Genomic DNA, 13,608 nt, shown 5'->3' with positions numbered 1-13,608 from the left:
CTCCTGGGATGTTCATGCGACGGCTCCGGCGTTCTGGTGCTGGTCGGGGATCGAGGCGAGTGCGTCGACGGCGACGACGCGCTCGGGCAGGACGATGAGCGGATTGATGTCGAGCTCGGTGACGACCCCGTCGGCGGCCAGGCGCTGCACGGCCATGACGACGTCGACGAGCGGCTCCAGGTCGACCGGCGGTGAGCCGCGGAACCCGGTGAGCAGGGCCGATCCGGTGAGGTTCGCGATCATCCGGTGCACCTCGGACCGGTCGAAAGGCGGAACCCGGAAGGACACGTCGCGGTAGATCTCCACCGCCACCCCGCCGACGCCGAGCATCACGGTCGGACCGAACACCGGGTCGGGAGCGATGCCGACGACCATCTCGACGCCGCCGTCGACCTGCTCACTGACCAGGACGCCGGCGAGCTCGCTGTCAGGGAGATCCGCGACGATCCGCTCGAAGTCGGCGACGACGGCGCGTCCCGCCACGGCATCGGTGATCCCGAGCCGGACCAGCCCGAGGTCGGACTTGTGGGCGAGCCCGTCGACCACCGCCTTGAGCACGACGGCGCCGCCGTGGCGCTCGATCGCCCGGGCCACCTCGTCGGCGTCCGCGCACAGCACGTCGCGCGAGACCGGTACGCCGTGCTCGGCGAGCAGGCTCTTCGCGTCGAGCTCGGTGAGCTGGCGCCCGGCAGCGGCGTCGGTCCGCGGCGGGTCGGGGACCTCGGGCAGCTCGTGTGCCCGTTGCCGGAACTCGAGGTGGTCGGCGAGCGCGCGGATCGCGGCGACGCAGTTGCCGAACGTGCGGAAGACGGGGAGCCGGGAGCCGAGCAGCACCCGGCGGTAGGCGTCCTCGGTGCCGGAGGGGGATCCCCAGATGACGCAGATCGGCTTGTCGGTCGTCTCGGCGACGGCGACCAGGTCGGCGACGAGCGTGTCGCTCATCGGCGGGAAGGCGCCGGTGATGGGGACGACCAGGATGCCGACGGCGGGGTCGGCCAGGATCGTCTCGAGGATGCGCCGGCCGCGCCAGTCGCCCACCGGGTGGCCACCGTTGTCGACGGGGTTGCTCACCCGCAGGTAGTCGGGGATCCACTGGCGCAGCGTGGTGACGGTCTCCGGGCTGAGCTCGGGGAGCTCGAGCCCGGCCGCGCCGAGCAGGTCGGCCATGTGGGCACTCGTCCCGCCGCTGATCGCGTAGACGCAGACGCCCGCGTGCGGCGGGTCGCCGGCCCGGGCGAAGAGGGCCGCGGTGTCGAGGAGCTCGTCGAGCCCGTCGACCCTGGCGACGCCGTACTGGCGCAGCACGGCCGACGCAACGTCGTCCGCGCCGGCCAGGTGCCCGGTGTGCGACATCGCCCAGGAGCGACCGAGCTCGGTCCGGCCCACCTTGACCGCGACCAGCGGGACGCCGCGGCGGGCGGCGGCGCGGGCGGCCCGCCGGAACGCCGTCCCGTCGGCGAAGCCCTCGAGGTAGAGCGCGATCGCGCCGGTGTCCTCCTCGTGTGCGAAGTAGTCGACGAAGTGTGCGGCGTTCAGGTCGGCCTCGTTGCCGGTCGGCGCCCAGTGGCTGAACCGGATGCCCAGCTCCTGCCCCTGGAAGACGGGGCGGCCCTGGTGGCCGCTCTGGGTGATGAGCGCGATCGGCCGCCCGGGCAGGTCGGTGCGGAACTCCTCGAAGAGGTTCATGTTGGTGTTCGGCCCGAGCGCGCGGACGCCGGCCGCCCGCAGCGAGCGGACCAGCTCGGCCTGCCGCTGCTCGCCGGCCGGGCCGGTCTCGGCGTACCCGGCCGCGAAGAGGACCACGAAGCCCACCCCCTTCGCGGCGATGCCGGGCAGCACCGAGTCGACGTCGCCGATGAGCACGATCGCGACGTCGACCTTGCCGGGGACGTCCTCGACGCTGCGGTAGGCGGTCATGCCGTCGATGACCTCGCGGCGGGGGTGGACGGGCACCGCCTCGGCGCCGACGCGCGCGGCCCACGCGGCGACCCGGCGCCAGTTGAGGGTCGTCGGCCGCCCCTCGGCGTCCGAGGCCCCGATCACCGCCACCCGCTCGGGTCGGAACAGGGCGTCGAGGTCGACGCTCGCGCGGTCGATGTGGTCCATCCAACACTCCTTGGGCGAAGCAAATGCTTGGTTCGGGGGGAGTGTCAGGTTTTACTAACGATCGTTAGTCTGTCAAGGCCTAGGATGCGGAGTCCCATGAACGACGACACGACACGACGGCGCGGCCGGCCGCGCGGCAGGCCGGGGACGAACCCGGCCGAGCGGATCCTCGACGCCGCCGCGGAGTCCTTCGCGACCCACGGCCTGCGCGGCGCCTCGATGCGCACGATCGCCGATGCCGCCGGCATGCGGGCGCCGTCGATCTACAACCACTTCGCGAGCAAGGACGAGCTGCTGATCGCCGTCGGCAAGCGCTACTTCGCGGCGCTCGTCCCAGAGCTGCAGGCCGCCTCACACAAGCCCGGCACCGGCGTCGCCCGCCTCGAGAACCTGATCCGGGCCGCCACCGCGGTCGCCACGGAGCACCCCTTCGACCACCTCACGATGGTCCGCGAGCTCATGCAGGTGCGGCGCGAGCCCGGCGCGGAGTCCCTGGTCGCCGACGGCCAGCGCTGCATCGCGATCTGGCACATGGTCATCCGCCGCGGCCAGGGCGACGGGTCGCTGCGCGCCGACATCTCACCGGCCGGCATGACCTGGCTCATCTTCACCGCCATCACCGGTCTCGCGGACCCGGGCCGGCGGGCCGACATCCTGGGCGATCCCACGACGCGCAACGTCGACACACTGTGTGCGGTCCTGATCGACGGGGCGCGACCGGTCAGTCGATGACGCCGGCCTCCCGCGCCAGCCGTACGGCGTGGACGCGGTTGGTCGCGTGCAGCTTGCGCATCGCGTTCTTGAGGTACGACTTCACGGTGCTCTCGACGATCCCGAGTGAGTCCGCGACCTCGCGGTTGCTCTGGCCGAGCGCGACGTGGGCGAGCACGTCGACCTCACGGGCGGCCAGGCCCGTCGGCACCTCGTCGCCCGTACGACGAGCAGCAGGCCCCGCGGGGGATCGGCCGTGGTCCACGCGGCTGCGGACCTCCTCGAGGCGGGCGCGCAGGGCCTCGTCCTGGACCAGCGAGGCGAGGTCGGCGAGCTCGTCGGAGATGTCGCGCAGGTCGGCGCGGGTCAGCGCCACGTCGGGGGTGGTGCGCTGGGCGACGGGTTCGAGCCCGGCGAGCCGGCGCCGGACCTCGTCGTCGACCGCGAGCTCGCGCTCGACGCGGCGCACGAGTGGCAGGAAGGCGTCGTACCAGACGTCGCCGAGGTGGACCTGGGTCCGGTGGCCGATGTAGACGACCATCCGCGGCGCCCGGTCGACCATGATCGGCAGCGCCGTGACCGTCTCCAGTTCCTCGGCCCGCACCGGGACGTCGTACTGGTGGGTGATGCCGCGGGCGTCGTAGTAGTTGGTGACCGACGCGGGCCGGCCCAGCAGGAGTGCCTTGCCGCCCAGGCCGTAGCCGGAGCGGACCCGCAGGCCCCGCAGCGAGCCGGTCTTGGCGCCGTGGAGCGCGGTGACGTGGATCGCCGCGCCGCCGGTCGTGACCGGTCCGCCGAAGGCCATGTCGCCACGCCCGGCGGCGTGGAACTCCGCCACGGTGCGCGCGAGGTCGAGGGCCATGTCTCCACGGTAGGTGACTGCGGTCACAGGCGGCAACGACAGCACCCTCCTTGGGGGGTAGTACCTCCTTCGAGGGGTTCGGGGGCGGTGTGGCCCGGCTCACACTCCCGGCGATCGACCGAACCCGAGGAGTGGAATCCATGTCCGAACGACCGACCCCGATGCGACGGGTGGCCTTCGCGAGCTGCGCGGGCACGACCATCGAGTTCTACGACTTCTTCATCTACGGCACCGCCGCCGCGCTGGTGTTCCCGACGGTGTTCTTCCCGGCGCTGGGGGACTCCGCCGCGAGCGTGGCCTCCTTCGCCACCTTCGCCGTCGCGTTCATCGCCCGGCCGCTGGGCGCGATCGGCTTCGGGCACTTCGGTGACCGGCTCGGCCGCAAGAGGACGCTGATCAGCACGCTGCTGCTCATGGGCGCGGCCACCGTGGCGATCGGCCTGCTGCCGGGCGCCGCGAGCATCGGCGTCGCCGCGCCGATCCTGCTGGTCGCCCTGCGGTTCCTGCAGGGCCTGGCCGTCGGCGGCGAGTGGGCGGGCGCGACGCTGCTGGCGGCGGAGTACGCGCCGGCGCACAAGCGCGGCCTGTACGGCGCCTTCCCGCAGATGGGCCCCGCCCTCGCGTTCGCGCTGTCCAGCGGCACCTTCCTCCTCGTCAACCGCGTGGTCGGCGACGCCAGCCCGGCCTTCCTCGACTGGGGCTGGCGGGTGCCGTTCATCGCGAGCTCGCTGCTCGTGGCCGTCGGCCTCTACGTGCGGCTGAAGGTCGAGGAGACCCCGATGTTCCAGGAGAACGCCCGCACCCGCGCCTCGACCCAGGGCCCGCTCGCCTCGGCGCTGCGCCACCAGTGGAAGGAGATCCTCCTCGGTGGCGGCTCGCTCGCCATGCTGTTCGCGTTCTTCTACGTCGGCACGGCCTTCCTGACCTCGTACGGCGCTACGACGCTCGGCCTGTCCCGGCCGACCGTGCTCACCATCGGTGTCGCCGCCGCCTTCGTGTTCGGCTCGATCACGCTGCTCTCGGCCGTCTTCAGCGACCGGATCGGCCGCAAGAAGGTGGTCCTCGGCTCCTGCCTCGTCGCGATCCCGTGGGGCTTCGCGCTGTTCCCGATCCTCGACCACGGCACCACCGCGGCCTTCGCGATCGGCCTGTTCGGCACGCTCGCCATCTTCGCGATCTCCTACGGCCCGGCCGGCGCGATGCTGCCCGAGATGTTCCGCACCGAGTACCGCTACACGGGCGCCGGCATGGCCTACAACCTCGCCGGCGTGATCGGCGGCGGCACGGCGCCGTACCTCGCCTCCGACTTCGCGGAGGCGGGCAACACGTCGGCGATCGGCTGGATGCTCGCGGTCTTCGCCCTCGGCAGCGTGGTGTGCGTGCTGCTCATGCCGGAGACCCGGCACCGGGCGATGACCCGTCAGGACGCCGAGGCCGAGATCCTCGCGCCGGTGAACGTGTAGTCGTCCAGCGGGAAGCGGGTGGCCTCGCGTGCTGCGCTCAACGTCGACGTCGGGCGCAGCAGCACCGCCTCGCCATGCTGGTTGAAGTAGTAGCTGCGGGCGGTGGCGCAGCTGCCGGCGTTGAACACGGAGTTGTCGAGGAGGCCGGTCATCCGGTCCAGGAACCGGTCGTTGGCCTCCTCGGTGACCTCCACGACGTCGGCGCTGCGCTTCCGCATCGCCCGCAGCACCCGCCCCAGGTGGGCCATCTGCGTCTCGATCGTCGTGAAGTACGACAGCCCGGAGTAGGAGTAGGGGCTGTTGAGCGAGAAGAAGTTCGGGAACCTCGGGATCGTGATGCCCTCGTAGGCGCAGAACCGGTTGGCCCGCCACCAGGCGCCGAGGTCGCGGCCCTCGCGCCCGACGATCCGGATCGCCGGGAAGTTCACGTCCCACAGGTTGAATCCCGTGGCGAGCACGAGGACGTCGAGGTCGACCCGGTTGCCGTCGGCGGTGACGATGCCGCCCGCGTCGACGTGGTCGATGCTCGTCGTCTCGAGGTCGACGTGCGGCTTGGTGAACGTCGGGTAGTAGGTGTTGGAGAACGTCGGCCGCTTGCAGCCGAAGTCGTAGTCGGGAGTGAGCTTGGCCCGCAGCTCCGGGTCCTTCACCTGCCGCCTGAGATGGGCCTCGCAGACCCGCTTGCCGGCGGCGTTGGCCCAGGGCAGGTCGCGGAAGTGCAGCACGCCGGCGACCATCATCACCTCGAGGATCGACGTACCGACCAGGCGCGTGACCCTCTGCGTGAGCGGCACCTTCGCGAACGCGCCGCGCACGATGCCCGGCACCGGGCCGTCCATCTTCGGGCTGACGTAGATCGGCGTGCGCTGGTAGACGGTGAGGTGGTCGGCGACCTTCGCGAGCTCGGGGATCAGCTGGACGGCGGTCGCGCCGGTGCCGATGATGCCGACCCGCTTGCCTGCGAGCTCGACGTCGTCGTCCCACCGCGTCGTGTGCATGACGGTGCCCGCGAAGTCCGCCACACCGGGAATGTCCGGCAGCCTGGGCTGGGAGAGGAAGCCGGTCGCGGTCAGCAGGAAGCGGCCGCGGACCACCTCGCCGCCGGCGATCGTCACCTCCCACGCGGAGGACTCCTCGTCCCAGCGGGCGTCCTCGACGACGGTGCCGAAGCGCATGTGGCGGCGCAGGTCGTACTTGTCGGCGACATGCAGCGCGTACCTCTTCAGCTCCGGCCCGGGCGCGAACAGCCGCGACCAGTGCGGGTTCGGCTCGAAGGAGTAGGAGTACGTCGAGCTCGGGATGTCGACCGCGAGGCCGGGGTAGCGGTTGACGTGCCAGGTGCCGCCGAGGTCGTCCTCGCGCTCGAGGATCACCAGGTCGTCGTACCCCTGGCGCTTCAGCTCGATGGCGGCGCCCATGCCGCCGAAGCCCGCGCCGACGATGACCGCGTCGTGGAGGGTGCTCATCGGGTGGTCCTCTCGTTGGCGGCGTCGTTGAGACGCGCGGTGTAGCCGGCTCGCTCGGTGGTGTCGGTGTGCAGCGCCCGGTCGTCGCGGACGACCCTGCGGACGCGGTCGAGCACGCCGGTGGGGATCAGGGTGGTCGTGACGGCCAGCGCGCCGACGTACCGGGGCACGGCGATCTCGGCCTCGCGGCCGCGGACCGAGCCGACCACGGCATCGGCGATCCGCTGCGGGGTGACCTTGGGGATCGGCCTCATGTCGAGGCCGGAGGCGAGGTCGGTGTCGACCGCGGACGGCAGGACGGCGGTCAGGGTGACGCCGTGGGGCGCCATCTCCAGCCGGGTCGCGGCGGTCAGCCCGACGACCGCGAACTTGCTGGCGTTGTAGACCGCGAGCCCCGGGATCGGGAACTTGCCCGCGAGCGAGGCCACGTTGACGACGTGGCCGCGGCGGCGCTCGACCATGCCGGGCAGCACCCGGCGCATGCCGTGCAGCACGCCGTGGACGTTGACCTCCATCATCAGCCGGTCCAGCGCGGGATCCATGTCCAGGAATGCGCCGTTCGGCATCACGCCGGCGTTGTTGACCAGCACGTCGACCGGGCCGTGCTCGGCCTCGGCAGCCGTCACGAAGGCGTCGTACGACGACCGGTCGGCCACGTCGAGGTGGTGGGCGCTCGCGCCGACCTCGTCTGCGGTCGCCTTCGCGAGGTCGAGGTCGAGGTCGCCGAGGGAGACCTTGGCCCCGCGGGCGAGGAAGGCCTCGACGGTGGCGCGGCCGATGCCGCGGGCGCCGCCGGTGACGACGACGTGCGCGCCGGCCAGGTCGATCGGGGTGGGGCGGGTCATCGGCGGACCTCCTGCTGGGAGACGAGGGTGCGGGCGCTGCGGGCGGCCGTTTCGCGGACCAGCGGGAGGCGGGAGCCGTCCATGAAGTTGGCGCCCATCGCCTCGAGGTCGGCGGCGGTGGGCTCGATGCGGAGGACCCGGGCGCCGGCGGCGCGCAGCAGTGCGACCTCGCGGTCGACGCGGCCGGTCATCGGCCGGCGTAGCAGCCGCTCGGCGCGGGTCAGGCCGCGGGCGGGAGCTCCGCCACGGCTGGACATCGGGGCCACGACGACCACCTCGTCGATGCTGCCGTCCTGCACGTGGGGGAGCAGCAGGTCGGCGGAGGTGGGGGAGACGGCGCCGCCGTCGAGGAAGGAGCGGTCGCCGACCCGGACCGGCGGGAACCAGCCCGGGATCGCCCACGAGGCCGCGATCGCCTGTCCCAGTGCGGCCTTCGGCGCATCCGGGTGTCCGAAGGCGACCCGCTCGCCGGTGCGTACGTCGGCCGCGACCAGCCAGGTGCGCGGGTGCTCGACCCACCGGGTGCCGGGCGCGGCCAGCCGGTCGCCCAGGTCGAGGAGCCACTGCGGGTCGCCGCCGCCGCGGGGCAGCAGCCCGGCCAGGCCGGCCAGCAGGTCCGCACGTCCGCTCAGCGCGGCCCGGGTCAGGCCGAGTCCCGGCAGTCCCGGCCGGGGGAGCGGCGGCAGCGCGCGCGGCGGGTCGCCGCCGTCGTCCTGCAGGGCGGCGGCGGACATCCCGGCGCCGAGGCGGGCGACGAGCTCGGCACCGGCCGACGTACCGACGAGGACGTCGGCGGCCCTCGGGTCCCAGCCCTGTCGTTCCAGCTCGGCGAGCACGGCGGCGGTCCAGGCATAGCCCAGCGTGCCGCCGCATCCGATGACCAGTGCGCGCCCCATGCGACCACCTCAGAACCACAAACGGAATGGAATGTCAGTTTCGGAACGTATCGTCAGATCTGCGCGATTGCAATAGGCTCAGCACCATGACGGCGACCACGGAGGGGCTCTCGCGGCTGGAGCGGCGCAAGGCCGAGACCCGGCGCGAGATCATCGAAGCCGCCTTCACCTGCTTCGCCGAGCAGGGCTACCACGCCACCGGGATCGCCGACATCGCCGCGCGGCTGGGCATCGGGCACGGCACCTTCTACCGCTACTTCGAGAACAAGCGGGACATCGTCGAGCACGTCATCGACGACCTGATCGGCCGGATCGTGGAGGCGCTCGGCGCCGAGAACGCGCCGGACGCGGTGAGCACGCTGGAGGACTACCGCGCCCAGACCGCGCGGATCGGCACCGCGCTCGCGCAGATCTTCAGCGAGGACCCGCGGGTGGCCCAGCTGCTGCTGTCAGCGGCCGGCATCGACGACGCCATGCGGGAGCGGATGCTCGACCTGTTCGCGATGACCACGCCGCTCACCGCGGCCTACCTCGAGCACGGCGTCCGGCTCGGCTACCTGCGCGCGGACCTCGACGTCGAGCCGACCGCGCAGTCGATCAACGGGATGATCCTCGGCTCGGTGCTGGTCGGCATGCGCGACCCCGCGCCCGCGCAGCAGGAACGACTGAGCGCCGCGATCCGCGCCGTGATGTACGACGGGATCGCAGCGCGCTGAGTTGAGCGCACCCCCTACGAATTGGTCGTCATCTCGGCAGATCTGCGACCAATTCGTAGGGGGTGCGGGGCAGGGCCGGCGGCGAAGCCCGGCATGAGAGCGCGCTACTGAGCGACGGCGAGCAGTCGCTCGCACTCCTCGACCAGCCGCGCCCGCAACGGCGCACCCCGCTCGCTGAACCCGCGCTGCGCCTCGACGTACGCCGCCTTTCCCTCGGCCGTCTCGATCCGCACCGGCTCGAAGCCCAGGTCCGCGAGGTCGTACGGCGCCGCGCGCATGTCCAGCACCCGGATGTCCCAGGCGAGCTCGAAGCAGTCGGCCACCAGGTCGGAGCACACCAACGGGGAGAGCCGGAAGGCGTGCTTGTAGAGGTCCATGCCGGCGTGCAGACAGGCGGGCTGCTCGAAGTCGGGGCGGTCGTCGCGCCCCGGGGCGAGCGTGTTCAGCGGGCGGGCCGGGGGAGTGAAGAAGCGGTAGGCGTCGAAGTGCGAGCACGCGATCCGGTGGCCCTCGACGACCTCGTCGGTGCCGGCGGGACCGAGGCGGAGCGGCCAGTCGGCGTGCCGGGTCTCGTCCTCGGTGAGGCGGTAGACCATGGCCCACTCGTGCAGGCCGAAGCAGCCGAAGTGCGGGGCGCGGCCGGCGGTGGCGGTGAGCAGCGCGTGGATCGAGGCGACGAGGGGCCGCTGCGCGATGACGTACGACGAAGCGACGCTCACGCCGCCCGCGACCGCGTCGTACCCCTTGAGTCCCTCCAGCCCGGACCCCGGCGGCGCGACCACCCCGAAGCCCGGGTGCCAGCGGCGCAGCTGGGCGGGCCGGTAGGAGTAGTAGGTGAAGAGGAAGTCGAAGACCGGGTGCTTCACCGCGGCCCCGCGGCGGGCGAGGTGCGGGGCGACGTAGCGATCGATGCGGGCGGCGTGGTCCGCAGCCCGCCGACGCCATTCCTCCGCATTCACGACGACCAAGCGTAGGTCGATAGGCTCACCGGGTGCGCATCGTCAGATTCACGACAGGCGAGGAGCCGTCGTACGGCGTCCTGACCGGCGACCTCGACGAGTACGGCCAGCCCGGGGACGACGCGGTGATCGTCGGTCTCGTCGGCGACCCGCTGTACCAGGGGATCAAGCTGCTCGAGAAGGAGTACCGGCTCGAGGACGTGCGCCTCCTGGCGCCGGTCCTGCCGCGCAGCAAGGTCGTCGGGATCGGCCGCAACTACGCGGCCCACGCGGCCGAGCTCGGCAACGACGTGCCTTCGGAGCCCTTGATGTTCCTCAAGCCGAACACCAGTGTGATCGGCCCGGGCGACGCGATCCTCTACCCGCGCCAGACCCAGGACCTGCACTACGAGGGCGAGCTCGCCGTGGTCATCGGCCGCATCTGCCGCGACGTGCCGGCCGACCAGGCCACGGACGTCATCCACGGCTACACGCTCGCCAACGACGTGACCGCCCGCGACCTGCAGCGCTCCGACGGGCAGTTCACCCGCGCCAAGGGCTTCGACACGTTCTGCCCGCTGGGGCCGTGGATCGAGACCGACCTCGACCCCCACGACTTCAGCGAGGGGCGGCGGGTCCAGACCTTCCTCAACGGCGACGTCGTCCAGGACGGTACGACGGCCGACATGGTCTTCGACGTGCCTGCGCTGATCGCCCACGTCTCCAGCGTGATGACCCTGCTGCCCGGCGACGTCATCCTCACCGGCACCCCCGAGGGTGTCGGGCCCATGCAGGTCGGCGACGAGGTGGAGATCTCGATCGACGGCCTCGGAACCCTCACGAACAAGGTGGAAGCACGATCATGAGCAACGTACGAGTCCGGATGGCGCCGTCCCCGACGGGCAGCCCCCACGTCGGCATGATCCGCACCGCCCTGTTCAACTGGGCGTTCGCGCGCCACCACGGCGGCACCTTCGTGTTCCGCATCGAGGACACCGACAAGGAGCGCAGCACCGACGAGTCGCTCGACTCGATCCTCGACCTGATGCGCTGGCTGGGCCTCGACTGGGACGAGGGCCCGGGCGTGGGCGGCCCGTTCGCGCCGTACAAGCAGAGCGAGCGCGGCGACCTGTACGCCGACGCGCTGGCCCGGCTCAAGGACAGCAGCTTCACCTACGACTGCTACTGCACCAACGAGGAGGCCGCCGCGCGCCGCAAGGCCGCCGGCTCCAAGGTGCAGGGGTACGACGGCTTCTGCCGCGAGCTGAGCGCCGAGCAGGTGGCGGCGTTCGAGGCCGAGGGCCGCAAGCCGGTCGTGCGCTTCCGGATGCCCGACGGCTCGATCACGTGGAAGGACCTGGTCCGCGGCGAGGTCACCTTCGAGACGGAGTTCGTGCCGGACTTCGCGCTGTGTCGCGCCAACGGCGACCCGCTCTACACGCTGGTCAACCCGGTCGACGACGCGCTGATGGAGATCACCCACGTGCTCCGCGGCGAGGACCTCCTGTCGAGCACCCCGCGCCAGATCGCCCTCTACGAGGCGCTCAAGGAGGTCGGCATCGCCAAGGCGACGCCGGAGTTCGGCCACCTGCCCTATGTCATGGGCGAGGGCAACAAGAAGCTCTCCAAGCGCGACCCCGAGGCGCACGCGCTGGCCTATCGCGACCAGGGCTACCTGCCCGAGGGGCTGCTCAACTACCTCGCCCTGCTGGGCTGGGCGATCGCGGCCGACCGCGACATCTTCAGCCTCGAGGAGATGGTCGAGGCGTTCGACATCACTGACGTCGTCGCCAACCCGGCGCGCTTCGACCTGAAGAAGTGCGACGCCATCAACACCGCCCACATGCGGCTGCTGTCGACCGACGAGATCACCCACCGGGTGCTGCCGTTCCTCAAGCGCGACGGTGTCGTCAGCGACCCGGTCACCGACGCCGACGCCCAGCTGCTCGAGCTCGCGATGCCGTTGGTCGCCGAGCGGATCAACAAGCTCGCCGAGGCCAGCTCGATGCTGGGCTTCCTCTTCGTCTCCGAGGACGCCTTCGAGGTCGACCCCGACGACGCGGCCAAGCAGATCGGGGAGGCCGGCATCCCGGTCCTGCAGGCGTCGTACGACGCCCTCACGGCGCTCCCGACCTGGTCGACCGACGCGATCCAGACCGCCCTGCAGGGCGCCCTGGTCGACGGGCTCGGCCTCAAGCCGCGCAACGCGTTCGGCCCGGTCCGCGTCGCCGTCACCGGCCGCCGGATCTCGCCGCCGCTCTTCGAGTCGATGGAGCTCCTCGGCCGCGACCGCAGCCTCGGGCGGTTGCAGCGTGCCCTCGGCTGACCCAGCCGGACTGAGGTACGACGAGCTCCAGCGGCGCGGTCCGGCGGGCGCCTGGCGCCCGCTGGCGGGGATCCCGCTGCTGCTGGTGATCTTCTTCGCCGGCCAGCTCGTACTGAGCATCGTGGTCACGCTGGTGCTCGTCGCCGGTGGGGACAGCTCCAGCGAGGCCGTCGACAAGCTCTCGGGCGACGTGGTGACGCCGTCCTTCCTGGCGCTGGTCAACCTGGGCTGGGCCGCCGCGATCCCCGCGGTCTGGCTGGTCGCCCGGCTGCTGCACGGGCAGACCCCGGGCTGGGTCACCTCGGTGGCGGGCGCCCTGCGCTGGCGCTGGTTCGCGGTCTGCCTCGGCCTCGCCGTGCTCGCTCTCGGCCTCACCCTGGTCGCGTCCGCCGTACTGCCCGACCAGGGTGCCGGCTCGCTCGACACCAGCGGCGGTGCGAACCCGTGGACCTCGACCGTGCGCGACTTCCTGCTGGTGATCGTGCTGCTGACGCCCTTGCAGGCCGCGGGGGAGGAGTACGTGTTCCGCGGCTACCTCGCGCAGGCCTTCGGCGGGCTCGCCGCCCGCGCGGGGTCACGCGGCGGCGCGGCGGTCGCGGTCGTCGTACCCGCGCTCTTGTTCGCGCTCGCCCACGGCCTCGGCCAGGACGTGCCGATCTTCTTCGACCGGTTCGCGTTCGGCCTGGTCGCGGGGCTGCTCGTCATCCTCACCGGCGGTCTCGAGGCGGGCATCGCGATGCACGTGCTCAACAACTTCCTGGCCTTCGGGCTGGCGCTCGCGTTCAGCGACATGACCGAGGCGCTCAACCCCACCGGTGGCAGCTGGTGGTCGATCCCGGTGACCCTCGTCCAGTCCGTCGGCTACCTGCTGCTGGCCGTCTGGGCGGCCCGCCGGCTCGGGGTCCAGGCCCGCACCGGGACGTCGGGAGGCGGGGCCATTTTGGAGGCCGAGCCGGCCGACGGGTAAGGTAGGTCTCCGGTTCGCCGGCCTCGGCCGGGGGATCGAAACCATGGGATATGGTGTAATTGGCAACACAGCTGATTCTGGTTCAGTCGTTCTAGGTTCGAGTCCTAGTATCCCAGCGAGGCTCTCGCGAGAGACAGGTCACGCAGTCACGATTTGGCTGGTCAGGCCAAGAATCGCTAGAGTTCACGCCGTTGTCACGGAGCGATCCGGACAGCAAATGCCCCCGTTGTGTAGCGGCCTAGCACGCCTGCCTCTCACGTAGGTAGCGCCGGTTCGAATCCGGTCGGGGGTACAGCTTCGGGCCCGGTCCAC

12 protein-coding genes and 2 tRNA genes are annotated in these 13,608 nt (G+C 71.8%); 8 read left to right on the top strand and 6 right to left on the bottom strand.

Features of this window, described 5'->3' with window-relative positions:
- Positions 1 to 12: 12 nt before the first annotated feature.
- On the bottom strand, positions 13 to 2,106 hold the full coding sequence (locus FBY23_RS19505) for an acetate--CoA ligase family protein (RefSeq protein WP_141799657.1): 2,094 nt from the start codon (positions 2,104 to 2,106) through the stop codon (positions 13 to 15).
- Positions 2,107 to 2,202: 96 nt separating this feature from the next.
- Between FBY23_RS19505 and FBY23_RS19500 the strand changes: the two genes are divergently transcribed.
- Positions 2,203 to 2,838 carry a TetR/AcrR family transcriptional regulator gene (locus FBY23_RS19500; protein WP_160158295.1) on the top strand — a complete coding sequence of 212 codons (636 nt, stop codon included), beginning with the start codon at positions 2,203 to 2,205 and terminating at the stop codon, positions 2,836 to 2,838.
- On the opposite strand, the gene FBY23_RS19495 is transcribed toward FBY23_RS19500, so the two are convergent.
- Positions 2,828 to 3,679 carry a helix-turn-helix transcriptional regulator gene (locus tag FBY23_RS19495; RefSeq protein ID WP_141799655.1) on the bottom strand — a complete coding sequence of 284 codons (852 nt, stop codon included), beginning with the start codon at positions 3,677 to 3,679 and terminating at the stop codon, positions 2,828 to 2,830. The genes FBY23_RS19500 and FBY23_RS19495 overlap by 11 nt on opposite strands.
- Positions 3,680 to 3,819: 140 nt before the next feature.
- Here FBY23_RS19495 and FBY23_RS19490 point away from each other — a divergent pair, with 140 nt between their 5' ends.
- On the top strand, positions 3,820 to 5,142 hold the full coding sequence (locus FBY23_RS19490) for an MFS transporter (protein WP_141799654.1): 1,323 nt from the start codon (positions 3,820 to 3,822) through the stop codon (positions 5,140 to 5,142).
- Here FBY23_RS19490 and FBY23_RS19485 read toward each other — a convergent pair.
- The 3 genes from FBY23_RS19485 to FBY23_RS19475 are packed head-to-tail and all read right to left on the bottom strand — an operon-like array spanning position 5,100 to position 8,349.
- Positions 5,100 to 6,608 carry an NAD(P)/FAD-dependent oxidoreductase gene (locus FBY23_RS19485; protein WP_141799653.1) on the bottom strand — a complete coding sequence of 503 codons (1,509 nt, stop codon included), beginning with the start codon at positions 6,606 to 6,608 and terminating at the stop codon, positions 5,100 to 5,102. The genes FBY23_RS19490 and FBY23_RS19485 overlap by 43 nt on opposite strands.
- On the bottom strand, positions 6,605 to 7,453 hold the full coding sequence (locus FBY23_RS19480; RefSeq protein WP_141799652.1) for an SDR family oxidoreductase: 849 nt from the start codon (positions 7,451 to 7,453) through the stop codon (positions 6,605 to 6,607). The genes FBY23_RS19485 and FBY23_RS19480 overlap by 4 nt, the downstream gene beginning before the upstream one ends.
- Positions 7,450 to 8,349, bottom strand: a complete 900-nt coding sequence (locus tag FBY23_RS19475; protein WP_141799651.1) for a patatin-like phospholipase family protein — start codon at positions 8,347 to 8,349, stop codon at positions 7,450 to 7,452. Before FBY23_RS19475 ends, FBY23_RS19480 begins: the two co-directional genes overlap by 4 nt.
- A gap of 86 nt (positions 8,350 to 8,435) precedes the next feature.
- Here FBY23_RS19475 and FBY23_RS19470 point away from each other — a divergent pair, with 86 nt between their 5' ends.
- Positions 8,436 to 9,065, top strand: coding sequence for a TetR/AcrR family transcriptional regulator (locus tag FBY23_RS19470; RefSeq protein ID WP_141799650.1), 630 nt, complete (start codon positions 8,436 to 8,438; stop codon positions 9,063 to 9,065).
- A gap of 104 nt (positions 9,066 to 9,169) precedes the next feature.
- Here the strand turns inward: FBY23_RS19470 and FBY23_RS19465 are convergent, their stop codons facing one another.
- Positions 9,170 to 10,024, bottom strand: a complete 855-nt coding sequence (locus FBY23_RS19465) for a 3-methyladenine DNA glycosylase (protein ID WP_260806091.1) — start codon at positions 10,022 to 10,024, stop codon at positions 9,170 to 9,172.
- A 32-nt stretch (positions 10,025 to 10,056) separates the two neighbouring features.
- Between FBY23_RS19465 and FBY23_RS19460 the strand changes: the two genes are divergently transcribed.
- The 5 genes from FBY23_RS19460 to FBY23_RS19440 all read left to right on the top strand — a co-directional run bounded on the left by FBY23_RS19460 (position 10,057) and on the right by FBY23_RS19440 (position 13,588).
- Positions 10,057 to 10,869, top strand: coding sequence for a fumarylacetoacetate hydrolase family protein (locus FBY23_RS19460; RefSeq protein WP_141799648.1), 813 nt, complete (start codon positions 10,057 to 10,059; stop codon positions 10,867 to 10,869).
- Positions 10,866 to 12,329 carry a glutamate--tRNA ligase gene (gene gltX / locus FBY23_RS19455; protein ID WP_141799647.1) on the top strand — a complete coding sequence of 488 codons (1,464 nt, stop codon included), beginning with the start codon at positions 10,866 to 10,868 and terminating at the stop codon, positions 12,327 to 12,329. Before FBY23_RS19460 ends, gltX begins: the two co-directional genes overlap by 4 nt.
- A complete protein-coding gene (locus FBY23_RS19450; RefSeq protein WP_141799646.1) occupies positions 12,316 to 13,296 on the top strand; it encodes a CPBP family intramembrane glutamic endopeptidase in 981 nt (326 codons plus the stop codon). Before gltX ends, FBY23_RS19450 begins: the two co-directional genes overlap by 14 nt.
- 44 nt (positions 13,297 to 13,340) lie before the next feature.
- Positions 13,341 to 13,412, top strand: a tRNA-Gln gene (locus FBY23_RS19445).
- A 103-nt stretch (positions 13,413 to 13,515) separates the two neighbouring features.
- A tRNA-Glu gene (locus FBY23_RS19440) sits at positions 13,516 to 13,588 on the top strand.
- Positions 13,589 to 13,608 lie beyond the last annotated feature (20 nt).

This window comes from Nocardioides sp. SLBN-35, from assembly GCF_006715725.1.
Taxonomy (GTDB): domain Bacteria; phylum Actinomycetota; class Actinomycetes; order Propionibacteriales; family Nocardioidaceae; genus Nocardioides.
This window is presented reverse-complemented; position numbering and strand designations above follow the sequence as displayed.

Coding starts and splice junctions, on each gene's coding strand:
- FBY23_RS19490 (WP_141799654.1), top strand. CDS start 3,820: ATGTCCGAACGACCGACCCCGATGCGACGGGTGGCCTTCGCGAGCTGC.
- FBY23_RS19480 (WP_141799652.1), bottom strand. CDS start 7,453: ATGACCCGCCCCACCCCGATCGACCTGGCCGGCGCGCACGTCGTCGTC.
- FBY23_RS19485 (WP_141799653.1), bottom strand. CDS start 6,608: ATGAGCACCCTCCACGACGCGGTCATCGTCGGCGCGGGCTTCGGCGGC.
- FBY23_RS19475 (WP_141799651.1), bottom strand. CDS start 8,349: ATGGGGCGCGCACTGGTCATCGGATGCGGCGGCACGCTGGGCTATGCC.
- FBY23_RS19495 (WP_141799655.1), bottom strand. CDS start 3,679: ATGGCCCTCGACCTCGCGCGCACCGTGGCGGAGTTCCACGCCGCCGGG.
- gltX (WP_141799647.1), top strand. CDS start 10,866: ATGAGCAACGTACGAGTCCGGATGGCGCCGTCCCCGACGGGCAGCCCC.
- FBY23_RS19505 (WP_141799657.1), bottom strand. CDS start 2,106: ATGGACCACATCGACCGCGCGAGCGTCGACCTCGACGCCCTGTTCCGA.
- FBY23_RS19500 (WP_160158295.1), top strand. CDS start 2,203: ATGAACGACGACACGACACGACGGCGCGGCCGGCCGCGCGGCAGGCCG.
- FBY23_RS19470 (WP_141799650.1), top strand. CDS start 8,436: ATGACGGCGACCACGGAGGGGCTCTCGCGGCTGGAGCGGCGCAAGGCC.